We start from the raw sequence: 25,208 nt of genomic DNA, 5'->3' as shown, positions 1-25,208 counted from the left end.
CGTACGGCTCCGCCTGCGGCTGCGCGGGCAGCGAATGAATCGCCATCACACCAGCAAGCCTGCCCCACTCTCACCGATCATCGCCCAGTGGGGATAGGGAACTGGGCGTGCGCTTCGCCGCCGAGCTCGTCATCACCACCGGCGAGAAGGGGGCGGCGGGGAGTGTCCGGGCGAGGCCGGATCTTCCATAGGGGGATGACGGATCTGCGGAAATGCGACGCCCTCCCGCCGTTTCCTCCCGAAAGGGGACACCCGGGCAGCACCCCCGGTCACCGTCGTGCGCATGGTACGTGACGCACGACGAAGCCGGCTTGCGCCGTAGGTCACGGGCAGGAGCCTGGAGCCATGGCGGGACGCTCTGGGGTTGCCGTTGTCGCGTCCGGGACACCAGGGAATGTGACGCGCGCCACACCTTACCGCGCGTGACCGGCTTCTCCGCACCGTGGGGGACGGGGCAGACTGGGGGAGAGGCGTCTCGGCCGCCCGGCCCGGATCGCGCGGTCATTCGCCTGGTCATGGCCGGTGTCTCGGCGGCATGATCGGCCGCGACCGAGGACCCGACGGCCCTGGCGCGAGGGGCGGATGTGCGGGTCGGGGGCGCGTCGCCGGGTTTTTCGCCCCTTTTCCTATACCAAACAGAACGCACCTTCTGTCCGGTATGGCGAGGGTTTCTGCGGGAGAGGGCGGCGGGGCCGGCGCATCCATCGGAACGTCACGCCGGCTTCCGTTGCGGTGACGGTTCGGTGATGTCCGGCGTGATGCCGCGGGCTGCGCGCGGGCCGTGTCCACACGTGCACTGTGCCCGTCGGGCCGCGGGCTACTCCCAGGGTGAAGATCATTTCGCTCGCATGCCGGTTGATCGATCTTGATGCCGTGCCGTGCCATGACTCGCGCCGTCCGGGCCGCCCGTCCGCGCGAGCCGCATCGGGCATCCGGCTTCGCCTGTGCGCCGGCGTGCTCGTGTGTTCGCCGTGTGCTGCGCGGGGCGCGGGTGCTCGGCGGCGTGTCGTGGCGGCCTTCGGATCAGGGTTTCATGCATAATCGCACTTATGCATGATTCGTTTTCCGCTCCCCTCAGCGGGGGTGAGCCGTTGGTGCTGATGCGCGTGCCGCAGGCGGTGGAGCAGTTTCTGCTGGGGCTTCGGGTCAAGAAGCTCTCGCCGCACACGCTGGCGGGGTATGAGCGGGATCTGCGCATCGTGGGTGAGATCGCGGCGGGGCTGGCGGGGGTCGCGCTGGAGGATCTCGAGGTGCGGGCGCTGGGCGGGCGGCTGGTGCGGGCGGCGTTCGCGGAGTTCGCCGAGGGGCGGTCGGCGGCGAGTGTGAACCGGGCGTGGAGTGCGTGGAATCAGATGCTGACGTTCTGTGTGGCGGAGGGGTTGCTGGAGGGCAATCCGATGGCGGCGGTCCCCCGGCCGAGGCAGCCGGCGAAGGCGCCCAAGCCGTTGCTTGGTGACGGGAGTGCGTCGGCGACGTTGCTGGAGCGGATCGCGGCGGGGGCGCGTAAGGCGCGTGATCCGTGGGTGGAGCGGGATCTGGTGGTGCTGGCGCTGGCGTTGGTGACGGGGATGCGGTCGGCGGAGTTGCTGGGGTTGACGGTGGGGTCGATCGGGGGCTCCCCCGGTGATCGGCGGATTCAGGTGGTGGGCAAGGGGGGTAAGACGCGGTCGTTGCCGATCGAGGCGCCGTTGGAGCGGTTGATCGAGGTGTATGTGGACAGCCGGTTGCGGCGGTTCGGGTTGGCTTCGCTCCCCCGGTCTGCGGCGTTGCTGGTGGATACGCGTGGGGAGCCGTTGCGGCGGGGTGGGTTGCAGTATCTGGTGCGGCAGTGTTACCGGTATGCGGGGGTTCATGATCGGGTGCAGCGGGGGACGTTGGTGCATGCGTTGCGGCATGAGTTCGCGACGCGGCTGGCGGAGCGGGGGGCCAGTGCGCATGAGTTGATGGAGTTGCTGGGGCATTCGTCGATTGTGACGGGTCAGGCGTATGTGGCTTCGACGGCGCGGGAGGTGCGGCGGGCGGCGTCGGGGAATCCGGCGTATGAGGTGCTGGGGCGGCTGGGTGGTGGTGGGGGTGGTTAGAGGGTGTGGACGAAGCGGGCGGCGTCGTCGTGGGACATGCCGGTTTCGCCGCGTACGAGGAGGATGGCGCGTTCGGTTTGGCCGGAGGCTTTGAGTGCGCGGGCGCGGGTGGCGAGGTCGGCGGGGCGGGGTTGGGGTTTGTGGCCGGCGGCGAGGCGGACGGCGATGAGGAGCAGGCCGACGGTGAGTGCGGCGATGGTGGCGAACACCGCGAGGATGACGATGATTTCCGCGGGACCGAGGTTCGGCACGTCCTGATGGTAATGCGGGGTGTGTGGGTGTGCGTGGAAACTTTGGGTAATCGTGTGGGTGCTCGGTGGGATGCGTGGTTGCTCCGGGGTTGTGGGTGAATGGTGGGTATGAGTGGTGGTTTGGGGGCGGCGCGGGTGGAGGCGTACCTGGAGCGGATCGGGGTGGCGCGCCCGCAGGCGCCGGACGTGGCGGGGTTGCGGGCGTTGATGCGTGCGCATCTGTTCGCGGTGCCGTTCGAGAACTTGAGCGTTCATCTGGGCGAGCCGATCGAACTGGTCGAGGACGCGCTGGTGGAGAAGGTGGTGGTGCGGCGCCGGGGCGGGTTCTGTTATGAGCTGAACGGGGCGTTCGCGGCGCTGCTGCGGGCGCTGGGGTATCGCGTCTCGCTGTTGTCGGCGCGGGTGTTCGGGGCGGGCGGGGTGCCGGGGCCGCCGTTCGCCCATATGGCGTTGCGGGTGGATCTGGAGGAGCCGTGGCTGGTGGATGTGGGGTTCGGCGCGTTCGCGCATCATCCGCTGCGGCTGCGGTCGCGGGGGCGGCAGGTGGATCCGGCGGGGGTGTTCCAGGTGGGTGAGGCGGTGGGCGGGGATCTGGATGTGGTGATGGACGGGGTGCCGCAGTACCGGTTGGACGTGCGGGGGTACGCGCTGGCGGATTTCGCGCCGGCGTGCTGGTGGCAGCGGACGTGGCCGGGTTCGCACTTCACCCGGTCGCTGACGTGCTCGCTGCCGACGGAGTCGGGGCGGGTGACGTTGAGCGGGTCGCGGCTGATCCGTACCGAGGGCGGGCGGCGTGTGGAGCGGGAGCTGGGCGGGGAGGCGGAGGTGTTGGAGGCCTACCGGACGCTGTTCGGGATCGAGTTGGAGCGGGTGCCGGTGGTGGCGGGGTAGCTCCGCTCCCCCGCCCGTGCCGGGGAGAAACGGGTGCCGGGGAGAAACGGGTCAGGTGAGGGCGTTCAGGGCCAGGTCGACGTCTGCGTCGGTGGTGTAGATGTGGAAGGAGGCGCGGACCTTGCCGGCGCGTACGGCGGCGCGTACTCCCGCGGCGGCCAGGCGGCGGCGGGCGTCGGGGATCTCGACGGTGACGATGGCGCTGCCGGTGGGCTGTTGGCCCAGGGCGGTCTGGAAGCGGGCGGCCAGGGCGGTGTTGTGGGCGTGGACGCGGTCGATGCCGATGGCGTTGAGGGTTTCGATGGCGGGGGCGGCGCCGGCCTGGCAGAACCAGGCGGGTGACAGGTCGAAGGCGCGGGCGTCGGGGGCCAGGCGCAGCGGGGGGCCGTAGTAGGAGCCGCCGGGGTCGGCGCCGGCGTACCAGTTGGCGGCGATGGGGCGCATGTGCTCGCGGGCGCGCGGGGACAGGTAGGCGTAGGCGGCGCCGCGGGGGGACATCAGCCATTTGTAGGCGGCGCAGACCAGGACGTCGAATCGGGTGGCGTCGATGGGCAGCCAGCCGCACGCTTGGCTGGCGTCGGCGACGACGAGGGCGCCGTGGTGGCGGGCGGCGGCGATGATGTCGGCGGCGGGGGCGATCTGGCCGGTGGCCGACTGGACGAGGCTGAAGGCGACGACGCCGGTGGAGGCGTCGATGGATTCGGCCAGGTGGTCGGGTGGGACGGTGCGCAGGGTGGCGGAGACGGCCCAGGGGAACAGGTTGGAGGTGAATTCGATCTCGGGGGCGAGGACGGTGGTGCCGGGTGGGAGGGCGGCGGCGAGCATGGACAGCAGTTGTGAGGCGGTGGCGCCGATGGTGATGTCGGTGGGTGGGGCGGCGACGAGGGTGGCGAAGGCGTGGCGGGCGCGGTGGGTGTAGTCCTCCCAGGGGGTCCAGTCGGTGCTGCCGCGGCGCCACTGGTCGAGTACGCGGGTGAGTTCGGTGTGGGCGTGGCGGGGTGGCAGGCCGTAGCTGGCGGTGTCGAGCCAGCCGGGTTCGGCGTCCCACAGGTGGTGGATGCGGTGCATGGGCAGGTGGGCGAGGTCGGTGAGGTGGGTGGTCATCGGGTGGCGGTCCATTCGCGGTGGAGCATGGCGTAGATGAGTTCGTCGGACCATTGGCCTTTGAAGAACTCGTTTTCGCGCAGGTGGGCTTCGCGGCGCATGCCCAGGCGGGCGAGTACGGCGGCCGAGGCGGTGTTGCGGGCGTCGCAGCGGCCGATGATGCGGTGCAGGCCGAGTTCGTCGAAGCCGAGGCGGAGCAGTTCGCGGCCGGCTTCGGTGGCGTAGCCGTGGCCGTGGTGGGCGGGGTGGAAGACGAAGCCGATCTCGCCTTGGGCGTGTTCGCGGCTGAGGTGGTGGAGCATGCAGTCGCCGATGAGTTCGCCGGTGTCGCGGCGTTCGACGGCCAGGCTGAGGATGTGGTTGTCGTCGGTGAGGGTGGTGCGGGTGGCCTTTTCCTTCAGTGCGGCGCGGGTCTGGGCGCGGTCGCGGGGTTCCCAGTACAGGTAGCGGGTGACTTCGGGCAGGCGGTGGAAGGCGTGCAGGGCCTCCAGGTCGCCGTCGGTGAAGGGGCGCAGGATGAGGCGTTCGGTGCGCAGTGGGAAGTCGGGTTTGAGCACGTTGTCAGGCTAGGGAGTGGTCGTCGGGTGGTGCGAGCCGGTTTCAGTGGGCGCCGGAGAGGTTGAGGACGACGACGCCGGCGATGATCAGGGCGATGCCGCCGGCTTTGGCGAGGGTGAGGGTCTCCCCCAGGAAGGCGGCGCCGATGAGGGCGATGGCGGCGGTGCCGACGCCGGACCAGATGGCGTAGGCGATGCCGACTTCGAGTTTGAGTTTCAGTGCCTGGGCCAGCAGGGTGAAGGAGGCGAGGTAGCCCAGGACGACCACGGCGGTCCAGCCCTTGTGCGCCAGGCCGTCGCTGAGTTTGAGCGCGGAGGTGGCCAGGACCTCTGTGGCGATGGCGGCGGCGAGCAGGAGCCAGGTCATGCGGGGCCTCCAGGGTGTGGGGACGTTCCGGGTGTGACTCTATCGGCCCCTCTTGTGCGAGGGAAAGCTTGCCTGCGCGCGATGGAATAGGTAACCTGCAAATCGAGTTGAAGGTTTCGTCCGGTGGAGAACACGCGAGGAGGGTTTTCCGATGTTGCTGACCACGATCGACCCGTTCTTCCAGGAGTTCGAGCGGCAGTTCGACCGGCTGGCCCGCTCGGCGTTCGGCGCCGCGGGCGGCACCGGCGCGGGCGTGATGCCGATGGACGGCGTGCGCCGCGACGGCGACGTGCTGCTGCGCTTCGACCTGCCCGGCATCGACCCCGACTCCATCGAGGTGACCGTCGACCGCGGGGTGCTGTCGGTCTCGGCGCGGCGCGAGGAGCAGGTGGGCGAGCAGGAGCGCCCGTTCGTGCGCGAGCGCGTGATGGGCTCCTTCACCCGGCGGGTGTACCTGTCGGAGCACCTCGACAGCGAGCGGATCGAGGCCGACTACTCCAACGGCGTGCTGAGCGTGCGCATCCCGGTGCTGGAGCGCGCCCGCCCGCGCAAGGTGGAGATCCGCCGCGGCGAGACCAAGGCGATCAACGCCTGACGCCGCGTGGGACGACCGGCGGCGGAGCCGGCCCCGGCTCCGCCGCCGGTCGTCGTCCGACCCGCATTCCGCACGCCCGGCCGTGAGATGGAGGACCGATAGCCGATGGCACCGCGCCTGCCTTTCGACGACGAGCACGCCCCGCTGTACTCGCTGGGCCAGGTCGCCGAGATGCTCCAGGTCAGGCAGGCGTTCCTGCGCCGGCTGGACAGTTTCGAGGTGGTCAGCCCGCGCCGCTCCTCCGGCGGGCAGCGCCGCTACTCCCGCTATGACATCACGGTGGTGCAGTACGTGGTGCGCCTGACCGAGGAGGGCATGACGCTGACCGCGGTGCGCCGCATCCTGGAGCTGGAGCGTCAGGTGGAGTCGCTGCGGGCCGAGCTGGCGCAGGCGCGGGCCCGTGTGGCCGAGCTGGAGCGGCGGGCCGGGCGCGGCGCGGACGGCGAAGAGCGCTGAAGCGCTTGCCGTGGCGCTCGAAAACGTGTTCCACTGGGGGTCATGCATTGGGACGCGCTTCCGCTCGTGCAGCCGGGCGATCCGGCGGTGGTGCGTGATGACCGCCCCCGCATCGCGCGCGGCTCGACGGTGCGGCGCGCGGGCGCGACGACGTTCTTCGAGGCTCCGGCCCGCACCGCGATCGAGCGGGCCCCGAAGGGCAGCGGCCTGGCCCAGCGGTGGGCGGTCAACCCCTACCGGGGCTGCGCCCACGCCTGCGCGCACTGCGGCGCCCGTCAGCTCCACCGCCGGCTGGGCCTGGACGCCGGGGCCGGGTTCGCCACCGCGATCGTGGTGCGCACCGGCCTGGCCGACCGGCTGCGCGCCGAGCTGCCCCGCCACGACGGGCAGGCGCTGGCGGTGGGCGTCACCGGCGACTGCTACCAGCCGGCCGAGGAGCGCTACCGGCTGATGCCGCCGGTGCTGGCCGCGCTGCGCGACGCCGCGGCCGCTTTCACCCTGTACACCAAGTCGCCGCTGGTGTTGCGCGATGCCGCGCTGCTGGCCGAGGCCGCCTCGGTGGGCGATGCCCGGGTGGGGGTGTCCATCGCCTTCGTCGATGACCAGATCCGCCGGGCGGTGGAGCCGGGCGCGCCGCCGCCGCAGCGGCGCCTGGAGCTGATCGCCGAGCTGGCCGAGCGCGGCGTGCCGGTGACCGCGGTGATGGGGCCGGTGCTGCCGCTGATCAGCGACTCCCCCGACCAGCTCGCCGCGACCGTGCGGCGCATCGCCGCCGCCGGTGCCGCCGAGGTGCACCCGGTCGTGCTGCGCCTGCCGCCGGGGACGCGCGAGTGGTTCACCGCCTGGCTGGAGCGCGCGCACCCGAATCTGGCCGGGCGTTACGCGAGCCTGTACGACCGGGCGGGCATGCCCGATCCGGCCTACGCCGAGCGGCTGGGCGCGGAGGTCGCCGCCCTGGCCCGCGCCTATGGCGTGGGGCGTCGCACCCGGCCGCCGGCCGCGCCCGCCGCGCCGCGTCCCCGCTACCCTCAGCTCGCCCTGCTGTAGGAGGTCCAGCGGCCGCGGCGGATCTCGGCCCGGGTCCCGGTCCGCCGGTCCCGGTGGCGCCGTGGCAGGCGCATGCGGCCGGTTGATGGGCGGGCTCGACGTCGGACGGGAGTCCGGTCAGCGGATCACCCTGAACAGCAGGTGGGTGGCGTTCGGGGATTCGACCACCTGGAGGCGTTCGAGCTGGAAGCGTCCGCCCGGCTGCTCGAACAGGCGGGTGCCGCTGCCGAGCACGACCGGGGCCAGGTGGATCATGATCTCGTCCAGCAGGCCGGCGGCGAGGCACTGCTGGGCCGCGCTCGCGCCGTGGACGGCGGTCACCTTCTCCCCCGCCGCGGCCTTGGCCTGCTCCACCGCGCTGTGGATGCCGCCGGTGACGAAGGTGAAGACCGACGGGGCCCGGACCGTCTCCGGTGCCGGCGGCTTGTGAGTGAGCACGAAGCACGGCACCTGGCCGGCAGGGCCGCCGTCACCCCATCCTCCCTCGCCCTCGGCCAGGTCGTAGGAGCGCCGGCCCATCAGGATCGAGCCCACGCCGTCGCGCATCCCGGCCAGCAGTTCGGTGTCGCGCGGGTGCGGTTCGTGCAGCCACTGGTGCAGGACCTCGCCGCCGTCTCCCAGTTGGTGTTCCCGTGTGACGTTCGGCCCGGTGACGAACCCGTCCAGCGACATCGAGATCCCCGCGATGACCTTGCTCATGACTTGTCCCTCTCACGTGGTTGCCGCGTCATGGAGTTCCCGCCCGAGCGGGATGATCACCAGCTTGGCGGAGCGGGGATGGCAGAGTTGTGTCAGTCCGGTGAAACTCGTCACCGGCCAGGTGAGGAGGCGAACCCCGTGGTGACCGTCGAACTGCTCGGGCCGCTGCGCGTCTGGGTGGGCGGGCGGCCGGTCGAGCTCCCGGCGGGGCGGTTGCGCGCGTTGCTGGCCGTGCTGGCGATGTCGGCGGGCCGTACGGTCCCGGCCGACAGGCTGGCGGTCGCGGTGTGGGGTGCGGATGCGCGCGGTGACCCGCGGGCCAACGTCCGTACGAACGTCAAGCGGCTGCGCCGCGCCCTGGGGACGGCCGGTGAGCAGGTGATCGCGGCCCGGCCGGGCGGCTACCTGCTGATGGCCGACCCGGAGCAGGTGAACGCGCTCCGCTTCGGTCGTCTGCTGGATGAGGCGGCGGCGGACCCGGCGGCCGAGCGGTCCCGGCTGGCGGCGGCGCTGGCGTTGTGGCGTGGCACTCCGTTCGACGGGATCCGTTCGGACTGGCTTGAGCGGTCGGTGGGCCCGGCGTTGCAGGAGCGGTACCTGAGCGCGCTGGAGCGGCGGGTGGACCTGGAGCTGGCGGCAGGACCGTGTCCCAGCCTGACCGACCTCGCCGACCTCGCCGACCTGGCCGAGCGGCATCCGCTGCGGGAGTCTCTTTGGGCGCGGCTGCTGCGGGTCCTGGAATCGGCCGGCCGTCCCGCCGAGGCGCTGGAGCGGTATGAGACGATCCGGCGGCGGCTGGCCGAGGAACTCGGCGCCGATCCCAGCCCCGAGCTGCGGCAGGTCCACGCCGGCCTGCTCGCCGGCGACGCCCCGCCCCTCGCCCGCGCGGTTCCCCGGCAGTTGCCCGCCGCGGCCGGCGGGTTCGCGGGCCGCGAGGCCGAGCTGGCGGCGCTCGACGCGCTGCTCCGCCCACCGCCCGCGCCGTCCCGGCCGCCGGATGCCCCGCCCGGCGTGGCGGACCGGACGCGGTCGCCGGCGATCGCGGTGATCGCCGGTACGGCCGGCGTCGGGAAGACCACGCTGGCCGTGCACTGGGCGCGCCGGGTCGCCGGGCGCTTCCCCGACGGCCAGCTCTACGTTGACTTGCGCGGGTATGACCCGTCACGGCAGGCCGTGCGACCGGCTGAGGCCATCGGCGAGTTCCTGGCGGCGCTGCGGGTGCCGCCGCACCAGATCCCGGACGGCCCGGCCGCGCAGGCCGGGCTGTACCGCAGCCTGCTGGCCGGTCGGCGCATGCTGGTGCTGCTGGACAACGCCCGCGACGCCGCCCAGGTGGCCCCGCTGCTGCCCGGGGCGTCCGGTTGCCTGGTGGTGGTGACCAGCCGGGATCACCTCGCCGGGCTGGTGGTGACGTACGGGGCGCATCCGCTGACCCTGGACCTGCTGCCTGCGGTGGACGCCGAGCGGTTGCTGGCCGCCCGGCTCGGCCGTGACCGGATCGCGGCCGAGCCCGCCGCCGTGGAGGAGATCGTCCGCCGCTGTGCCGGGTTGCCGCTGGCGCTGGCGATCGTCGCCGCCCGCGCCGCGATCCATCCGGCGCATCCGCTGGGCGCGCTCGCCGGCGAGCTGCGGGACGGCCTGGGCGCGCTGGGCCGTGCCGTGGACGTACGGGCGATCTTCTCCTGGTCCTATGAGACGCTCGCGGACGAGACGGCCCGGACGTTCCGCCTGGTCGCGGGGCTGCATCCCGGTCCCGGGTGCACGATCGACGCCGCCGCGAGCCTGGCGGGCGTCCCCGTCTCGCGGGTGCGGGCGGCGCTGGCGGAACTGACCCGCGCCAACCTGCTCACCGAGCACGCCCCGGGCCGGTACTCCTGCCACGACCTGCTGCGGGCCTACGCCTTGGAACTCTGCCAGGCCCGCGACGCCGATCGGGACGCCGCGCGGCACCGCGTCGTGGACCACTACGTCCATTCCGCATGCGCGGCCGCGGCGTACCTGCACGGGCATTTCGAGACCGTCGCCCTTCCCGCGCCCCGCCCGGGCGTCCGCGTGACGGGCTTCGCCGGGGCGGACGAGGCGATGGCCTGGCTGGCGGAGGAGCGCCCCGCCCTGCTGGCCGCCCTCGATCTGGCCGCCGGCCTGGGGCTCGACCGGCACGTCTGCCGGCTGGCGGCGGCGTTGTTCGTCTTCCTGCACCGGCGGGGACGCTGGCAGGAGCGGGCCGAGACCCAGCGTGCCGCCGTGGCCGCCGCCCGGCGGCTGGGCGACCCGGTGGAGGAGGCCCGCGCGCGCCGCGATCTGGCCGCCGCGCTGGCCGACCTGGGCCGCTTCGACGACGCCCACCATCACCTCGACGCCGCCCTGGAACAGGATGCCCCCTCCGGTCGGGCGTGGACGCACTACATCCGCACCCTCGTGTACGGCCTGCAAGGCCGCGAGGCCGACGCGCTGGAGGCCGCCCGCCGCGCCCACGACCTGTTCGACCGGCTGGGCGAGGAGGTCGGACAGGCGATCGCGCTCACCGACCTCGGCTGGTACCACGGGCGCCTGGGGAACCACGGCCAGGCCCTTGACCTGTGCGAGCAGGCCCTGGTCCGGCACCAGAAGCTCGGCAACCGCCCCTACGAGGCCCACACGTGGTCATGCCTGGCCGACACCCGGCTGCGGTCGGGCGACCCCGCCGGGGCCGTCCCCTGCTACCGCCAGGCCCTGGAGGTGTTCCGGGAGCTGCACGACCCGTACGCCGAGGCCAGCACCCTCGCCCACCTGGGCGCCTGCCACCACCTGGCGGGCGACCACGCGAGCGCCGGCGAGCACTGGACTCACGCCCGCGCCCTGCTGCGTGGTCTCGATCCGTCCACCGCCGATCAGATCCACGCCCAGTTGAGGACCATCGACACCTCCGCCGCCGACGCCTTCCGCGGCCGGCGCTGACTCCGCGCGCCGGCCCGGCGGCGGAGGGAGTGACGCCTGTTGCCATGCTGCTGGTTTCCCGTACGTTCGGCGAGTGGCGGTGACGGGGGCGCCGCGCGTCCGGGAGCGCGCCGGGCCGGGGATCCGCGGCGGGGCGCTGCCTGGCGGGCCGGGTCGGCACCGGGCCGATCCCTCGCTCGGCCCCACGGTGCGGTCGCGGTGGCGCACCTGCCGGCGCAGGTGCTCCGGCACGGCCGCGGCGGCCGAGACGCCCACCGCGGCCGTCCTCTCCCCCGCCGGAGGCCGGTCGCGGCGCGGGGCCGGCCGAGATGCGGGGAACCGGCGGGGAACCGTCCATGAGCCGGTCTTGACGCGCGTTTCTCCAGGCAGGCGCACGGTCAGTGGCCAACTGTGATCAGGTTGGGGGTCTTGCTTGTCCGGGCCGGCCGGCGCGGTGCGCCGGCCGGCCCGTCGGGTTATTTCAGGTTGGGGACCTCGTCCCGGGTGATGACGTAGCCGCTGTTGTAGACGGTGTTGAGGTAGCCGGGGTCCTGGCCGGTGATCCAGGTGCTGTTCCAGGTGTTGAACAGCACCCAGCGGGTGCCGGTGGACTTCAACTGGGCGGGGTCGGGGATGGCGCCGTTCTCGTGCAGGGCGATCGGGATGGTGAAACCGACGATGTCCTGGGTGGCGTTGAACAGTGAGGTGAGCGGGCCGCGGTCGTTGACGTAGGTGTCGGCGCCGCCGATGTCGACGTACTCCTTGCCGGGGTAGAAGGACGCCTGGGGTTCGCCGTTGAAGGGCATCATCCAGACCAGGTTGTGCACGCCCTTGGTCTTGGTGAAGTAGTCGAACTGGAACTTGTACAGCCGCTTGTACTGCTCGGCGCCCTCCTTGCTCCACCAGAACCAGGTGCCGCCGGCCTCGTGGTAGGGCGCCCAGATGACGGCGACGCGCTTGGACTGCAGTTCCAGCAGCGCGGCGGCGGCCTGGTCGAGCTCGCTGATGTAGGAGGTGTGTTCGGCCGTGCCGGGCGTCAGGGTGTTGGTGATGGAGGCGGTGCCGCCGTAGTTGCAGTAGCCGGTCGCGGGCGCGCCCACGTGCCAGCGCAGCAGCGGGATGCCTCCGGCGTTCCACCAGTCGGCGGCTCGGGTGATGGAGCCGGGACGGTCGCACATGTCCATGCCGCGGATGGCCGGGTATTTGCCGGTGTTGTCGTGGATGAAGGTCATTTCGCCTTCGCTGCCGTTGGTTTCCTGCTGGCCGGAGATGATGTGCTTGCCGTACTGGCTGTAGAGGTAGCACAGCAGTTTGCGCGCCTCGGCGGTGGCGTTGGGATCGACGGGCTCGCACTTGCCCGGCTGGCCGGTGCCGGTGGTCCAGCGCTGGTTGGGCCGGCCGTTGCAGTCCCAGATCTGCAGGCTCGCGCCGGGGGTGCTGGTGTTGCCGGTGACGTCCAGGCAGCGGTTGGAGCCGGCGCCGACCAGCGTGGTGGCCTGGGCGGCGGCGGCCGGGGACGCCGCCGCGGTGAGCAGCATGGCGATCATGGCGGTCAGGAGTGGGAGGACGACGGCCGGGCGTGGCGGACGTCGCCGTCTTGTTCCGTTGGCGTGGGGGGTGGGCATGAGAACTCCTTACGGGGGGTGGGGGGTGGCGGCTGATCGTCGGGCCGAGGCCGTTGATCGTGCGCGCTGCCAGGTTCGTGAAGTCTCATTCGTAAGGGGCGAAGGGCTGCGGCGATCTGGTCGGGAGGCCCTCTGGCCCGTGCTCTTGCCGGCGACGGGCGGCCGGTCATCGGCGTGCCTGACCTGACAGGCCGGGGGCGGCGCCGGCTAGCCCAGCAGGGCGTTGACCTTCTCGTTGGCCTGGTCGAGTGAGTCGACGGGGGCCTTGAAGGAGAAGATGGCGTCCATCGTCTCGGTCATGACGGCCGAGACGTCGGCCCAGCGGTCGGCGATGAGGGCCAGGTGCGTGGTGCCCTGCTCGACGTGCATGGTGAAGGGCTTGACGTCGATGCCCTGCTTGGCGAACGCCTTCTCCGCGCGGACGGTGGCCTGCTTGATGGCGGGGAAGATGACGCCGTGGTCGGCGACGATGTCGGTCTGGCAGGCGGGTGAGGCCAGGAACTTCATCCAGGCCCAGGCGGCGTCGGGGTTGTCGGTGGTGGCGGAGATGTTGTCGGCCAGGCCGTTGAACAGGCTGGCCCGCTTGCCGGTGGGCCCGACGGGGGTGGGGGCGAGGCCGGATTCGACGCCCTTGAGCGCCCAGTACGCCTTGGTGTTCCAGCTTCCTTCGGTGACCATGGCGTACTTGCCGGCGCCGTAGGCGTCCATCTGGGCGACGCCGGAGGTGACGATCGACATGGACGGCATGTACCCCTTGTCGATCAAGGAGGTGAACCACTTGATGGTCTCCTTGAACCTGGGGTCGGCGTAGTTGAGCGTGGTGGGCCAGGGGTTCCGGTCGCCGTAGGCCCAGCCGTTGCTCATCGCGTACATGCTCCACTCGGTCTGGCCGGAGCCGCTTCCCGAGCTGTTGAGGCCCAGCCCGTAGGTGGCGACGTGCTTCTTGTCGAAGCCCGGCTCGTCACCGCGCTTGCCGTTCTCATCGACGGTCAGGCGGGCGATCAGCTTTTCGTACGTGCCGCCGTCCTGGGGGTTCCACCGCAGGTCGTCCAGTTCTTTCGGATCGATTCCCGCTTCCTTGAGCTTTTGCTTGTTGTAGATCAGGGCGACGGTGTCGAAGTCCTTGGGCAGCCCGTAGCGCTTGCCGTCCTTGGCGACCCACAGATCGGCGAGGCCGTCCTGATAGAGGGAAAGGTCGATCTTGTCGCGGGCCACGAGGTCGTCGATGGGCAGCAACTGTCCCTGTGCGGCGAACTGCGGGTAGTTGGACAGGTGGCTGGTGAAGACGTCGGGCGCGGTTCCGGACACGAAGGCCGCGGTGAGGGTGCTCCAGTAGTCCGACCACCCGTACTGGGTGATCTTGACCTTGTAGTCGGGGTTGGCCTTGGTGAAGGCGTCGGCGCAGGCCTGGTACTGCGGCTGCTGGTTGGTGTCCCACATCCAGTAGTCGATGGTGACAGGGCCGGCGCCGGGGTCGGTGGTGGACTGGCCGCATCCACTCAGCAGGAGCGCTGCGAGGGCGAGAACGGATATGCGTCCCTTCATGGTGACCTCTTCTTGATAGCGGGGGGTGGAGGCGTCACTTGACGCCGGTGTAGCCGAGCGAGTCGATGACCCGGCGGCCGAGAATCATGAAGATCGCCAAGACGGGCAGGGCGGCGACGAGCGTCGCGGCCATCAGCCCCGCCCAGTCGGGGCTGCCCTGCGGCGTCTGGGACTGGAAGACACCCAGCGCCACCGTCAGCACGCGCACGTTCTCGCTCTTGCCGACGAGCAGGGGCCAGAAGTAGTCGTTCCAGGCGCCGATGTAGGTGAGGACGGCCAGGGTCATGATCGGCATCTTGGCCACGGGCAGGAGGATGCGCAGGAAGATCCGCGGGTGCCCGGCGCCGTCGATGCGGGCCGCCTCGTCCAGTTCGCGGTTGACGCCCAGGAAGAACTGCCGCAGGAAGAAGACGGCGAAGGGGGTCATGAGCAGTCCGGGCAGGACGATCCCCAGGTAGGTGTTGAGCAGCCCGAGGTCCTTGATCAGGACGAAGTTCGGCAGGGTGGTGAAGATCGGTGGGACCATCAGCGCGCTGATGAAGAGCAGGAACACGGCGTCCCTTCCCGGCCAGCGCATCCGGGCGAAGGCGTAGGCGGCCATGCTGCTGAAGAAGACCTGGCCGATCGTGGTGATCGTCGCGACGATCACCGAGTTGCGCAGGTAGAGCCAGAAGTTCAGGGTCGCGCTCGATCCGCCTTCCGCGATGGCCTCCGCCGGGGAGGCCAGGCCCAGCACGCGCTTGTACGCCCCGAGTGTGAAGTCGACGGGAAGGAGGTTCGCCGATCCGGCCGCCAGCGCCCGGGTGCTGGAGAAGGAGGTGCGCAGCATCCAGTAGAACGGGAACAGGGTGATGAGCATCACCATGATCAGGATCGCCCAGGCGGCGATGCGTCCCCAGCGGATTCTCGGCGGAGAGGGGCGGGTGCGTGCTTTCGGGGAGCGGGCGTCCTTCGCGGCGCGCGGGTCTGCCACGTCGAGCATTGCGCCTCCTCAGGCCAGGTCGGTCTCGCCGGCGCGGGTGAGCCGGAGTTGGATGTAGGCGATCCCGGCCAGCAGCACGAACAGCACCGAGGACAGGGCGGCGGCGTAGCCGAAGGAGAAGCGGTTGAACGCCATGTCGAAGATGTAGTAGTAGATGACCCTCGTGGCGTTGATCGGCCCGCCGTTCGTCGTCACGGCGACGGTGTCGAAGACCTGGAAGGACCCGATCACGGTCAGTACCAGCACCAGCGCCATCACCGGACGCAGCAGGGGCAGGGTGACGCGGAAGAACATCTGCCGTTCCGAGGCGCCGTCGATCGCGGCGGCCTCGTAGACCGCGGGCGGGATCATCTGCAGTCCGGCGAAGATGAGCAGCGCCGTGTAGCCGAGGTGCCGCCAGGTGTTGACCAGCGCGATGGTGGGGATGGCCAGGTCCGGGTCGCCGAAGAAGGCCACGCGCTCCAGGCCCAGCCAGTCGAGCATCTGGTTGACGATGCCGATCTGGAAGTCGAGCATCCAGAACCAGACCAGCGCGACGATCACATTGGCCACCAGGAACGGCAGCAGGAGCACCCCTCGCACGACCAGCGACCTGGTCAGGCGGTGCATGAGCACCGCGAGCAGCAGGGCCGCCACGGTCTGCACGCCGATGTTGATCAGGACGTACTCGGCGGTGACCTTCAGGGCGTTCCAGAACAGGTGGTCGCTCAGGAGCCTGTCGTAGTTGTCCAGCCCGACGAACCGTGGCGGGGTGAACACGTTGTAGGAGGTGAGGCTGAGATACAGGCCGCGGATCGCCGGCCACAGGTAGAAGACCGTGAACCCGGCCGCCGCCGGGAGCACGAACACGAGGGCCGGCAGGAGATCGCTGCGGCGCCGTCGCCGGCCGGGCGAGCCGGCCAGGCGAACAGAGGGATGGGAGATGCTCAACCGGTCCTCCTTGGTGCCCCTGCTGAGCGGTGGGGTTCAACTGTGCAGAAGTAGGTGCTGCAGGGCGGAGACCGCCGCCCCGCGGGCCCATTCGTCGAAGGTGAAGGGCTTGACGGTCACGCGCACGGGAGTGGACGTCCAGTGGGTGTGCCGGGTGAGTGCCGCTTGCAGGGCATCGGCGCAGACGTCGTACATGTGGACGGCCTCGCCGGAGAGGATCACCAGGTCGGGCCCGATGACGTTGGCCACGGTGGCGATCACCCGCCCCAGGGCCCGGCCGGCGTCGTCGAGGACCCGGCGGGCCACCGGCTGTCCCTGGCGGGCCAGTTCGAGGCAGTCGTCGAAGGTGAGCTCGGGCCGGTCGAGGGTGGTGGCGATGGAACGGCGGATGGCCGAGGAGGCGGCGAAGGCGCGGGCGCAACCGCGGTGTCCCAGCTCGCACAGGGGACCCCGGTCGTCTATCGCCAGGTGACCGATCAGGCCGGTGCCGCCGGATCTGCCGGTCACCACCCGGTCTTCGACGACGAGCCCGCAGCCGATTCCGGCTCCGACGGTGACCAGCGCGAAGGAGGAGTGCCCCACGCCGGCGCCGAACCACTGCTGGGCCGCGGTCAGAGCGCGGACGTCGTTGTTGAGCACGGTCGGGACGCCGACGGCGTCCTCCACCAGCTTGGCCAGCGCGACATGGCTCCAGCCGAGGAAGGGAGAGTTGCCGACCACCGGATCGCCCGGTGTGGCCGTCCCGGCCAGGCTGATCCCCACCCCCGCGACATCGCCTGCCTCGCTGAGACGCCGTACGGCCTGGGCGATCTGCTCCACGATGGTGTCGACGTCGTGATCGGGCAAAGGGAGCGAGAACCGGTCATGGACGGTGGCGGCCAGGTCGACCCGGACCGCGAACAACTCCTCGGCGGTCAGCTTGATCCCGATGAACGACGACCGGGACGCGTCCACCTGCAGCGGCTGTGAGGGCCGGCCGATGCCCTTTTGCCCATCGCTGGACTGCTCGCGCAGGTAGCCGGCGTCCAGCAGCGGTTTGGCCACCTTGGTCAGTGCGGACGGGGACAGGTCCAGCCTGCGGGCCACCTCCGCCCGCGAGAGGGGGCCGTGCACCAGCAGTTCGACGAACACCGCGCGCATGGCGTCGGTCATTCGCACAGGCTGTCCTTCTGGGTGTGAGAACACGCGGCCATAGTTCGCCGTTTTGTTCACCGTGTCAAGCAAGTCGCTGAACAGATGTGGAACTTTCGCCGCTGCGGGCCGCCGTGTAGCCTCGCCTTAATTAACTTCTTCAACAAACTAGAGAGGTGTGTCCCCGATGCCGGTGATCTCACTCGATGACGACGGGCGATGGTGGGCGCTGACCACCCCGGCCTCCACCTACGTGATCAACGTGGAGATCGATCCACGAACCGGTGAGGCGGCGCCGCTGCAGCGGTACTGGGGGCCCGCGCTCTCGCTCCAGGCGGCGCAGCAGATGGCCGGCGCCAGGCGGCACACCACCAGCTTCTCCCGTCCGGTTGAGATCGAAGAACTGCTGCCGGTCGACGGCGGCTGCCGGTGGGGGGTGCCCTCCCTGCAGGCGGCCTTCGGGCAGGTGCGGTCGCTGGAGTTGCGGCTGGTGGGGGTGTCGCCCTGCGCCGAGGCCGCCGCGGACCGGCTTGACATCGCCTTGGAGGACCGCCACTTCCCGCTGGAGGTGGTGCTGTCCGCGCGGGCCTGGCACGACAGCGACGTCATCGAACGCTGGGTGACCGTACGCCGCCGCACGGACGCGGACGGCACGCCCGTCACCGTCACCAGGCTCGACTCCGGAAGCTGGTTCCTGCCCGATGCGACCGGCTACCGTTACAGCGGCGTCTTCGGCGCCTGGGCCGAGGAGTTCCAGTTGCAGCGCGCGCCGCTGCCGATCGGGGAGCTCACCTTCACCAGCCGGCAGGGCATCACCGGTCACCAGGCGAACCCGTGGATCATGATCGACCCGGGTGACACCACCGAGGAGCACGGCCCGGTGTGGGGGATCGCACTGGCCTGGAGCGGCAGCTGGCGGCTCACCGCCACCCACCGCCCAGAAGGAGGCGCGGCGGTCTCGGCGGGATTCGGGCACGAAGGCGTGCGGTGGACGCTGGCCCCCGGCCAGGAGATCACCACTCCCCCGGTCCTGGGCCTGTACACCGGCGGCGGGTTCGGCGCGGCCAGCCGGGCATGGCACGATCACGCCCGGCGGCACATCCTGCCCACGCCGCAGGAGGAGCGGCCGGTCCTCTACAACTCCTGGGAGGCCACCACCTTTGACGTCACCGAGGCCGGCCAGCTCGCCCTGGCGAAGATCGCCGCCTCGCTCGGTGTGGAGCTGTTCGTCGTCGACGACGGCTGGTTCGGCACCCGAGACGACGACACCCGCTCCCTCGGCGACTGGTGGCCGCACCGGGAACGCTTCCCCGACGGGCTGCGCGGCCTGTTCGACGGCATCCGGGAGCTCGGCATGAAGGCCGGACTGTGGGTCGAGCCCGAGATGGTCAACGCCGACAGCGAGCTGTACCAGGCCCACCCCGAGTGGATCCTGCGCATGGACCACCGGCGCAACGACGAGAAACGCAGCCAGCTGGTGTTGAACTTCGCCCGCCCCGAGGTCCGCGACTGGGCCCTGGACTGGCTCGACCGCCTGGTCACCGAGCTGGACCTCGACTACCTCAAGTGGGACATGAACCGGCCCTTCACCCAGGCCGGGTGGCCGGAGGCGGGCCCGGCGCAAGACCTGTTGTGGATCGAGCACACCCGCAACGTCTACCGGGTGATGCGGACGCTGCGCGAGCGCCATCCACGCCTGCGCATCGAGTCCTGCGCCGGGGGCGGAGGCCGCGTCGACTTCGGGATCATGCGCTACACCGACGAGGTGTGGCCCTCCGACAACACCGACCCGCGGGACCGGCAGACCGTCCACCACGGCTTCTCCCAGATCTACCCGATCAGCACGATGTCCGCGTGGGTGCCCGACTCGCCCAACCCGAACACCGGCCGGGCCACACCCCTGCGCTACCGCTTCCACGTGGCCATGTCCGGGGTCCTCGGCATCGGCGGCGACCTCACCACCTGGTCCCAGGAAGACCTGGACCAGGCGTCCCGGTTCATCAGGGCCTACAAGTCGGTCCGCCGGGTGATCCAGCAGGGCCGGCTGCACCGCCTGGGCGGAATCCCCGGGCAGGAACGCTCCGCCGTCCAATACGTCCTGGGCGATGACGTCGTCGTGCTGATCTACAACCCGTACGGCAACGCCAAACGCGGCCCCCGGTGGCTCCGCCTGGCCGGGCTGGACCCCGATGCCCTCTACGAGGTGGTCGACGCGGGCGGCCCCGGCAAGGGCCCGGGCCTCCTGGAGCCGGGCTCCCGCTACCACGGATCGGTCCTGATGTCCGTCGGCCTGCGCTCGGCCGCCTGGGAACCGATCGGCGCCGACTACCGCAGCGACATGATCGTCCTGCGCAAGCTCGGGTAACGGCACACCCCGGGAGGCCGGCCGGGTCGCCTCACCCGTGTCCCGGGCGGACCCGGTGGCCGGGGGCGGGGGCGGCCGGTACGATCCTGCGGTGAGCACCACCACGCCCGTACGCATCCGCCGTGGCGGCCCCGGCGACGTCGCGGCCGTACTGGCCATGTTCGACAGCGCCGTGGCCTGGCTCACCGCCCAGGGCCGCACCGGCCAGTGGGGCAGCGAGCCGTTCTCCATCCAGCCCGGCCGCGTCCGCACCGTCTCCGGCTGGGCGGCCGGCGACGGCATGCGCATCGCCGAGGTCGGCGGCGAGCCGGCCGGGTGCATGGTGCTGGGCGCCCCGATGGACTACATCGCCCCGGCCGGCGAGCCGGAGCTGTACGTGCAGGGCCTGGTGATCGACCGCCGCTTCGCCGGGCTGGACGTCGGCGGCACGCTGCTGCGCCACGCCTACGCCGAGGCGGTGGCGGCCGGGGTGTCGCTGCTGCGCGTGGACTGCTACGCCGGCGACGACGGGCGATTGGTGCGCTACTACGAGAGCCAGGGCTTCACCCGTACCGAGCAGTTCACCGTCGGAGCCTGGCCGGGCCAGCTTCTGCAGCGGCGCGTCGCCTGAGACACCCCCGCACAACGCCAGGCGGCGGGCCTTCGGATCGTCCCCGGAGGCCCGCCGCCCGCGCGCGTGAGGAGGGTTACAGGGCGCTGCCCTTCTTCCACTCCTTGAACGACATCTGCCAAAAGCCCCAGCCGTTGTTCCACTCCAGCTCGCGGTCGGTGCCCGTGATGATCACCACGTCGCCGCGCTGGAAGTTGTCGTAGAACCACTTGGCCTGGTCGGGGCGGGCGTTGATGCAGCCGTGGCTGACGTTCTGCCGCCCCTGCGCCCAGACGTTGTCCTTGGCGTGGACGTACTCGCCGGAGTTGGAGATCCGCACCGCGTGATTGATCATCACGTCGTAGTACTCCGGGTCGCCCTTCTCGCGGCCCGGGGAGATCATCCGCACCGGGTTGGCCCGCTCCATGGTCAGGTGCACCCCGCTGGTGGTGGTGTACTCGCGCGTGGTGGCCTTGCCGGCGCTGATGAGCATCTTCTGCACCGTCTTGCCGTCACGCTTGACGACCATGGTGTGCTTGCGGGTGTCGACCGTGCTGATCACCTTCGCGCCGATGTTGATCACCGCGGAGGTGTTCTTCACGCCGTACATGTCCTTGCCGCCGCGCACCCCGGCCAGGCGCGCGCTGAAGAGCACCTTCTGGTGGGCCGGCCAGTACTTGGCGGTGCGGTAGATGGCCTGGGTGTCGCTGACCCACCGCCAGGCGCCGGGGACGGGTTTCTCGGCCTTGACGATCAGGGCCTTCTCCACCGCGGCCTTGTCGCTGACCGGCTGGTTGAAGGTGACGATGATCGGCGCCCCCACGCCGACCTTCTCCCCCTTCACGTTCGGCGTCACGTCGGCCACCGCCAGCGCCCGCTCCGGCTTGAGGGTCTTGAAGGTGCTGGTGTGCTCGGCCGGGCCGCCCGCGCCGGTGGCCGAGGCGGTGACGGTGTAGCTGGTGGAGGGCATCAGCGGGGCCTTGGACACCCAGCGGGTCTTGGACTCGTCGAAACCGCCCTCGACCTGCTTGCCGCCCGCCGTGACCGACACCTGCTCCAGCGTGCCGCCCTCGGCCACGACGACCACCCGCTTGTCGGGGCGCACCTTGGCGCTGCCGTCGGCGGGGCTCACCTTGATCGTCGGCGCGGGCGCCGCGGGCGCGGTGTCCTCGGCGGCGGCCGGAGACGGCGTCGAGGCCGGCCCGCCCGAGCACCCGGCGGTCACCACGGCGCCGACGGCCACCGCCAGGCCCGCCAGCGGCGCCCTCCATCGACGATCACTTGCGTGCACAGATATCTCCCCCATCACAGCAAAGAACTTCCAAAACCCTAATGGGGATTCCTGCCACTATGCACGCCTTTTGGGCCTGCAACGTGCAGGATTCGGTCATCAGGCATCACGATCATGGTCGCACGGCGGGTGTCAAGCCGCCGTTTGGCTGCCGGGACAAACAACCCCATGCCTGTGGACGCGTCAACCGTCCTAAAGGTTCACGCGATCGTCAAGGAAAAGCAGCGGCCGGGTAAGGCACTACGCACCGCCGGGTGACGGCGGCCGCGCGGCCCGCTCAGGGGCCGTCCTCGCCGGGGGTGCGGGGGCGCAGGCGGTGGGTCAGGCCGGTGTGGCGGCGGCCCGCGCCGCGGGTGCGCACCGCGTGGGCCAGGGCGCGGCGCGAGCCGACGATGACGACCAGCTTCTTGGCCCGGGTGACGGCGGTGTAGAGCAGGTTGCGCTGCAGCATCATCCAGGCGGAGGTGGCCAGCGGGATCACCACCGCGGGGTACTCGCTGCCCTGGGAGCGGTGGATGGACACCGCGTAGGCGTGGGCGAGCTCGTCCAGCTCGTCGAAGGCGTACTCGACGCTCTCGTCCTCATCGGTGAGCACGGTCAGGGCGTGGTCGTCGGGGCGGATGTCGGTGACCACGCCCACGGTGCCGTTGAACACCCCGGCCGCGCCCTTGTCGTAGTTGTTGCGCAACTGGGTGACCTTGTCGCCGATGCGGAAGACCCGCCCGCCGAAGCGGCGCTCGGGCAGTCCCTCGCGGGCGGGGGTCAGGGCCTCCTGCAGGGCGCTGTTGAGGGCGCCGGCGCCGGCGGCGCCGCGGTGCATCGGGGCCAGGACCTGGACGTCGCGGCGCGGGTCGAGGCCGAAGCGGCGCGGGATGCGCCGGGAGACCACATCGACGGTCAGCGCGGCGATCTCCTCCGGCTCCTCGCAGGGGAACAGGAAGAAGTCGGTCATGCCGTGCAGGAGCGGTGGCAGGCCGGTGTTGACGCGGTGGGCGTTGACGACCACGCCTGACTGCTGGGCCTGGCGGAAGACCTGGGTGAGGCGGACGCGCGGGATCTCCTCGGCGGCCAGCAGGTCGCGCAGCACCTCGCCGGCGCCGACCGAGGGGAGCTGGTCCACATCGCCCACGAACAGCAGGTGGGTGCCGGGTGCGACGGCCTTGACCAGCTTGTTGGCCAGCAGCAGGTCCAGCATGGACGCCTCGTCCACCACCACCAGGTCGGCCTCCAGGGGGTTGTCGCGGTCGAAGGAGGCGTCGCCGCCGGGGCGCAGTTGCAGCAGGCGGTGCACGGTGGTGGCCTCGTGCCCGGTCAGCTCCGACAGCCGTTTGGCCGCCCGGCCGGTCGGCGCGGCCAGGATCACCCGGGCGCGTTTGGCCCGCGCCAGGGTGACGATGGAGCGCACGGTGAAGGACTTGCCGCAGCCGGGCCCGCCGGTCAGCACCGCGACCTTGGCGGTCAGCGCCAGGCGTACCGCCTGGGACTGCTCGGCGGCCAGATCGGCGCCGGTGCGCTCGCGCAGCCAGGCCAGCGCGCGGTCCCAGTCCACGTCGTGGAAGGCCGCGAGACGGTCGCGGCCGGTGTTGAGCAGGGCCAGCAGCGAGGAGGCCAGCGAGGACTCGGCCCGCTGGAAGGGCACCAGGTAGATCGCCGGGACGGAGCCCTCGGCGACCGGGACGTCCTCGCGGATGACGCCTTCCGCGGCCACCAGCTCCTCCAGGCAGGAGGCCACCAGCTCGGCCGGCACGTCCAGGATCTTCACCGCGTCGCCGACCAGGTTGGGCGCCGGCAGGTAGCAGTGGCCGTTGTCGGCGGCCTGGGAGAGGGTGTAGCGCAGGCCGGCCTTGACCCGTTCGGGGCTGTCGTGCGGGATGCCCACGGCCTGGGCGATGGTGTCGGCGGTCTTGAAGCCGATCCCCCACACCTCATCGGCCAGCCGGTACGGCTCGGTGCGCACGACCTCCACCGACCGCTCGCCGTACTGCTTGAAGATGCGCACGGCGATGGAGGTGGACACCCCGACCCCCTGGAGGAAGATCATCACCTCTTTGATGATCTTCTGTTCGGCCCAGGCGGCGGCGATCATCGCGGTGCGCTTGGGGCCGAGGCCGGGCACCTCGGCCAGGCGTGCGGGCTCGTTCTCGATGACCTCCAGGGTCTGCACCCCGAAGTGGCCGACGATGCGCTCGGCCATCTTCGGCCCGATGCCTTTGATCAGGCCCGAGCCCAGGTAGCGCTGGATGCCCTGCACGGTGGCCGGCAGCACCGTCAGGTAGGACCACACCTCGAACTGGCGGCCGTAGCGGGGGTGGGAGGTCCAGCGCCCGGTCAGCCGCAGCGACTCGCCGACCTGCGCCCCCAGCAGCGGCCCCACCACCGTCAGCAGCTCGTGGCCGGTGCGGGCGGTGGCCACGCGGGCGATGGTGTAGCCGGTCTCCTCGTTGGCGTAGGTGATGCGTTCCAGCACGGCTTCAAGGACGGTGCCGGGAGGGGTGCCGGGGGCCGCGGCGGTTGTCATGCCCGGTATTGTCCCGCAGCCCCGGGCGGGCGGGGATCAGCCGGCCAGCTCGGCCAGCGCCTCGATGAGACGCTCGCCGTCCCGGCGGTCGTTGTAGTGCACCAGGCCGGCGCGCACGGCCGAGCCGGACTCGCGGATGCCCAGCGCCCCGGTGACCTCCCAGGCGTAGCAGTGCCCGTCCCAGACGTTGATCTTGCGGGCGGCGAGGTGCGCGGCGACCTGGCGGGGGGTGTGGCCGGCCACGGTGAAGTAGACCGTGGCGGTGCGCCGTGCCGGGGCGCCCAGCAGCCGCACGCCCGGCAGCGCCGACAGCCCCTTGAGCAGGTGCTCCAGCTCGGCCTGTTCGTAGGCCTCCACGGCGGCCATCGAGGTCAGCAGCCGCCGGCGGCGGGTGCCGGAGGCGTCCGGGTCGAGCCCGGCCAGGTGCTCCACGGCGGCGGCGACGCCGGCCAGGTCGGCGAAGGCGGCGGTGCCGGTCTCGAACCGGTCGGGCACGGACTGCGGGGAGGAGGCCAGCTTGTCCGGGCGCAGGCGCTCCAGCAGCTCGGGGGCGGCGATGACCGCGCCGATGTGCGGGCCGGACCACTTGTAGGCGCTGGTGGCGTAGAAGTCGGCGCCCAGCGCGGCGACGTCCACGGGGGTGTGCGGGGTGGCGTGCACCCCGTCGATGTAGGTCAGCGCGCCGGCGGCGTGGGCGATGGCGGTGATGCGCGGCACGTCGGGCATGGTGCCCAGCACGTTGCTGGCCGCGGTGACCGCCACCAGGCGGGTACGCTCGCCGACCAGCTCCTCGTACTGCGCGGCGGGCAGTTCGCCGGTGGCGGTGTCGATCTCGGCGAAGCGCACCCGCGCCCCGGCCCGCGCGGCCGCCTGCACCCAGGGGCGCACGTTGGCGTCGTGGTCCAGCCGTGACAGCACGATCTCGTCATCCGGCCCCCACTGGCCGGCCAGGGTGTTGGCGAAGCGGTAGGTCAAGGTGGTCATGTTCGGGCCGAACACCACGCCCTCGGCGCGCCCGCCCACCAGGTCGGCGACCGCGGCGCGGGCCTCGGCGACGATGGCGTCGGAGCGGGCGCTGGCGGCGAAGGCGCCGTGGACGTTGCCGATACCGGTGCGGTAGGCGCCGGCGATGGCCTCGATCACCGACTCGGGCACCTGGGTGCCGGCGGCGGCGTCGAGCCAGGCATGGCCGTCGGACAGGGCGGGGTACATGGCGCGGACACGCGCGACGTCGAAAGTCACCCCCACATCATCGACATATCCCGACA

General features: G+C 71.4%; 21 protein-coding genes. 8 read left to right on the top strand and 13 right to left on the bottom strand.

Going from position 1 to position 25,208, the window contains the following annotated elements:
• The first annotated feature begins 1,100 nt into the window (after positions 1–1,100).
• Positions 1,101–2,081, top strand: a complete 981-nt coding sequence (locus HNP84_RS33145; RefSeq protein WP_185054108.1) for a tyrosine-type recombinase/integrase — start codon at positions 1,101–1,103, stop codon at positions 2,079–2,081.
• Here HNP84_RS33145 and HNP84_RS33140 read toward each other — a convergent pair.
• Positions 2,078–2,332 carry a hypothetical protein gene (locus HNP84_RS33140; RefSeq protein WP_312926339.1) on the bottom strand — a complete coding sequence of 85 codons (255 nt, stop codon included), beginning with the start codon at positions 2,330–2,332 and terminating at the stop codon, positions 2,078–2,080. The two genes, HNP84_RS33145 and HNP84_RS33140, sit on opposite strands and share 4 nt — an antisense overlap.
• 108 nt (positions 2,333–2,440) lie before the next feature.
• Between HNP84_RS33140 and HNP84_RS33135 the strand changes: the two genes are divergently transcribed.
• Positions 2,441–3,223: an arylamine N-acetyltransferase family protein gene (locus HNP84_RS33135; RefSeq protein WP_185053882.1), complete on the top strand. Its 783-nt coding sequence runs from the start codon at positions 2,441–2,443 to the stop codon at positions 3,221–3,223.
• A gap of 51 nt (positions 3,224–3,274) precedes the next feature.
• Here HNP84_RS33135 and HNP84_RS33130 read toward each other — a convergent pair whose 3' ends face one another.
• Genes HNP84_RS33130 through HNP84_RS33120 form a run of 3 tightly spaced genes read right to left on the bottom strand, consistent with a single transcriptional unit; the run spans position 3,275 to position 5,251 of the window.
• Positions 3,275–4,327: an aminotransferase class V-fold PLP-dependent enzyme gene (locus tag HNP84_RS33130; RefSeq protein WP_246519028.1), complete on the bottom strand. Its 1,053-nt coding sequence runs from the start codon at positions 4,325–4,327 to the stop codon at positions 3,275–3,277.
• Complete coding sequence (locus HNP84_RS33125; RefSeq protein WP_185053881.1) at positions 4,324–4,884, bottom strand: GNAT family N-acetyltransferase; 561 nt, start codon at positions 4,882–4,884, stop codon at positions 4,324–4,326. Before HNP84_RS33125 ends, HNP84_RS33130 begins: the two co-directional genes overlap by 4 nt.
• A gap of 43 nt (positions 4,885–4,927) precedes the next feature.
• Positions 4,928–5,251 carry a DMT family transporter gene (locus HNP84_RS33120; RefSeq protein WP_185053880.1) on the bottom strand — a complete coding sequence of 108 codons (324 nt, stop codon included), beginning with the start codon at positions 5,249–5,251 and terminating at the stop codon, positions 4,928–4,930.
• Positions 5,252–5,402: 151 nt separating this feature from the next.
• Between HNP84_RS33120 and HNP84_RS33115 the strand changes: the two genes are divergently transcribed.
• The 3 genes from HNP84_RS33115 to HNP84_RS33105 all read left to right on the top strand — a co-directional run bounded on the left by HNP84_RS33115 (position 5,403) and on the right by HNP84_RS33105 (position 7,349).
• Positions 5,403–5,846 (top strand): Hsp20/alpha crystallin family protein, encoded by a 444-nt coding sequence (locus HNP84_RS33115; protein WP_185053879.1) that lies wholly within the window; start codon positions 5,403–5,405, stop codon positions 5,844–5,846.
• Between the two features lie 105 nt (positions 5,847–5,951).
• Complete coding sequence (locus HNP84_RS33110; RefSeq protein ID WP_185053878.1) at positions 5,952–6,302, top strand: MerR family transcriptional regulator; 351 nt, start codon at positions 5,952–5,954, stop codon at positions 6,300–6,302.
• A 42-nt stretch (positions 6,303–6,344) separates the two neighbouring features.
• Positions 6,345–7,349: a radical SAM protein gene (locus HNP84_RS33105; RefSeq protein WP_185053877.1), complete on the top strand. Its 1,005-nt coding sequence runs from the start codon at positions 6,345–6,347 to the stop codon at positions 7,347–7,349.
• Positions 7,350–7,466: 117 nt separating this feature from the next.
• On the opposite strand, the gene HNP84_RS33100 is transcribed toward HNP84_RS33105, so the two are convergent.
• Entirely contained in the window at positions 7,467–8,048 is a 582-nt protein-coding gene (locus HNP84_RS33100; protein WP_185053876.1) for a dihydrofolate reductase family protein, read from the bottom strand.
• Positions 8,049–8,186: 138 nt separating this feature from the next.
• Between HNP84_RS33100 and HNP84_RS33095 the strand changes: the two genes are divergently transcribed.
• Positions 8,187–10,985 carry an AfsR/SARP family transcriptional regulator gene (locus tag HNP84_RS33095; protein ID WP_185053875.1) on the top strand — a complete coding sequence of 933 codons (2,799 nt, stop codon included), beginning with the start codon at positions 8,187–8,189 and terminating at the stop codon, positions 10,983–10,985.
• A gap of 455 nt (positions 10,986–11,440) precedes the next feature.
• On the opposite strand, the gene HNP84_RS33090 is transcribed toward HNP84_RS33095, so the two are convergent.
• The 5 genes from HNP84_RS33090 to HNP84_RS33070 all read right to left on the bottom strand — a co-directional run bounded on the left by HNP84_RS33090 (position 11,441) and on the right by HNP84_RS33070 (position 17,198).
• Positions 11,441–12,589 (bottom strand): glycosyl hydrolase, encoded by a 1,149-nt coding sequence (locus tag HNP84_RS33090; RefSeq protein WP_221337061.1) that lies wholly within the window; start codon positions 12,587–12,589, stop codon positions 11,441–11,443.
• A gap of 207 nt (positions 12,590–12,796) precedes the next feature.
• Positions 12,797–14,134: an ABC transporter substrate-binding protein gene (locus HNP84_RS33085; protein ID WP_185053874.1), complete on the bottom strand. Its 1,338-nt coding sequence runs from the start codon at positions 14,132–14,134 to the stop codon at positions 12,797–12,799.
• 34 nt (positions 14,135–14,168) lie between these two features.
• Positions 14,169–15,116, bottom strand: a complete 948-nt coding sequence (locus HNP84_RS33080) for a carbohydrate ABC transporter permease (protein ID WP_185053873.1) — start codon at positions 15,114–15,116, stop codon at positions 14,169–14,171.
• A 9-nt stretch (positions 15,117–15,125) separates the two neighbouring features.
• Positions 15,126–16,046, bottom strand: coding sequence for a carbohydrate ABC transporter permease (locus tag HNP84_RS33075; RefSeq protein ID WP_185053872.1), 921 nt, complete (start codon positions 16,044–16,046; stop codon positions 15,126–15,128).
• A 36-nt stretch (positions 16,047–16,082) separates the two neighbouring features.
• The gene (locus HNP84_RS33070; protein ID WP_221337060.1) at positions 16,083–17,198 is read right to left on the bottom strand and encodes an ROK family transcriptional regulator; all 1,116 of its coding nucleotides are present in this window, start codon (positions 17,196–17,198) and stop codon (positions 16,083–16,085) included.
• A gap of 166 nt (positions 17,199–17,364) precedes the next feature.
• Here HNP84_RS33070 and HNP84_RS33065 point away from each other — a divergent pair, with 166 nt between their 5' ends.
• Complete coding sequence (locus tag HNP84_RS33065) at positions 17,365–19,542, top strand: alpha-galactosidase (protein ID WP_185053870.1); 2,178 nt, start codon at positions 17,365–17,367, stop codon at positions 19,540–19,542.
• Between the two features lie 91 nt (positions 19,543–19,633).
• The gene (locus HNP84_RS33060) at positions 19,634–20,152 is read left to right on the top strand and encodes a GNAT family N-acetyltransferase (RefSeq protein ID WP_312926334.1); all 519 of its coding nucleotides are present in this window, start codon (positions 19,634–19,636) and stop codon (positions 20,150–20,152) included.
• Positions 20,153–20,228: 76 nt separating this feature from the next.
• Here the strand turns inward: HNP84_RS33060 and HNP84_RS33055 are convergent, their stop codons facing one another.
• The 3 genes from HNP84_RS33055 to HNP84_RS33045 all read right to left on the bottom strand — a co-directional run bounded on the left by HNP84_RS33055 (position 20,229) and on the right by HNP84_RS33045 (position 25,182).
• On the bottom strand, positions 20,229–21,422 hold the full coding sequence (locus HNP84_RS33055) for a L,D-transpeptidase (protein WP_312926333.1): 1,194 nt from the start codon (positions 21,420–21,422) through the stop codon (positions 20,229–20,231).
• 277 nt (positions 21,423–21,699) lie between these two features.
• Complete coding sequence (gene recD2 / locus HNP84_RS33050; RefSeq protein WP_185053868.1) at positions 21,700–23,940, bottom strand: SF1B family DNA helicase RecD2; 2,241 nt, start codon at positions 23,938–23,940, stop codon at positions 21,700–21,702.
• Between the two features lie 36 nt (positions 23,941–23,976).
• Positions 23,977–25,182, bottom strand: coding sequence for a cysteine desulfurase-like protein (locus HNP84_RS33045; protein ID WP_185053867.1), 1,206 nt, complete (start codon positions 25,180–25,182; stop codon positions 23,977–23,979).
• Between the last annotated feature and the right edge of the window lie 26 nt (positions 25,183–25,208).

This window comes from Thermocatellispora tengchongensis (assembly GCF_014202315.1).
Lineage (GTDB): Bacteria > Actinomycetota > Actinomycetes > Streptosporangiales > Streptosporangiaceae > Thermocatellispora > Thermocatellispora tengchongensis.
The sequence above is the reverse complement of the archived record's forward strand: the minus strand, read 5'-3'. Positions and strand labels throughout refer to the sequence as shown.

Coding starts and splice junctions, on each gene's coding strand:
- HNP84_RS33065 (WP_185053870.1), top strand. CDS start 17,365: ATGCCGGTGATCTCACTCGATGACGACGGGCGATGGTGGGCGCTGACC.
- HNP84_RS33135 (WP_185053882.1), top strand. CDS start 2,441: ATGAGTGGTGGTTTGGGGGCGGCGCGGGTGGAGGCGTACCTGGAGCGG.
- HNP84_RS33110 (WP_185053878.1), top strand. CDS start 5,952: ATGGCACCGCGCCTGCCTTTCGACGACGAGCACGCCCCGCTGTACTCG.
- HNP84_RS33090 (WP_221337061.1), bottom strand. CDS start 12,589: ATGCCCACCCCCCACGCCAACGGAACAAGACGGCGACGTCCGCCACGC.
- recD2 (WP_185053868.1), bottom strand. CDS start 23,940: ATGACAACCGCCGCGGCCCCCGGCACCCCTCCCGGCACCGTCCTTGAA.
- HNP84_RS33105 (WP_185053877.1), top strand. CDS start 6,345: ATGCATTGGGACGCGCTTCCGCTCGTGCAGCCGGGCGATCCGGCGGTG.
- HNP84_RS33120 (WP_185053880.1), bottom strand. CDS start 5,251: ATGACCTGGCTCCTGCTCGCCGCCGCCATCGCCACAGAGGTCCTGGCC.
- HNP84_RS33130 (WP_246519028.1), bottom strand. CDS start 4,327: ATGACCACCCACCTCACCGACCTCGCCCACCTGCCCATGCACCGCATC.
- HNP84_RS33145 (WP_185054108.1), top strand. CDS start 1,101: ATGCGCGTGCCGCAGGCGGTGGAGCAGTTTCTGCTGGGGCTTCGGGTC.
- HNP84_RS33080 (WP_185053873.1), bottom strand. CDS start 15,116: ATGCTCGACGTGGCAGACCCGCGCGCCGCGAAGGACGCCCGCTCCCCG.
- HNP84_RS33115 (WP_185053879.1), top strand. CDS start 5,403: ATGTTGCTGACCACGATCGACCCGTTCTTCCAGGAGTTCGAGCGGCAG.
- HNP84_RS33100 (WP_185053876.1), bottom strand. CDS start 8,048: ATGAGCAAGGTCATCGCGGGGATCTCGATGTCGCTGGACGGGTTCGTC.
- HNP84_RS33085 (WP_185053874.1), bottom strand. CDS start 14,134: ATGAAGGGACGCATATCCGTTCTCGCCCTCGCAGCGCTCCTGCTGAGT.
- HNP84_RS33070 (WP_221337060.1), bottom strand. CDS start 17,198: ATGACCGACGCCATGCGCGCGGTGTTCGTCGAACTGCTGGTGCACGGC.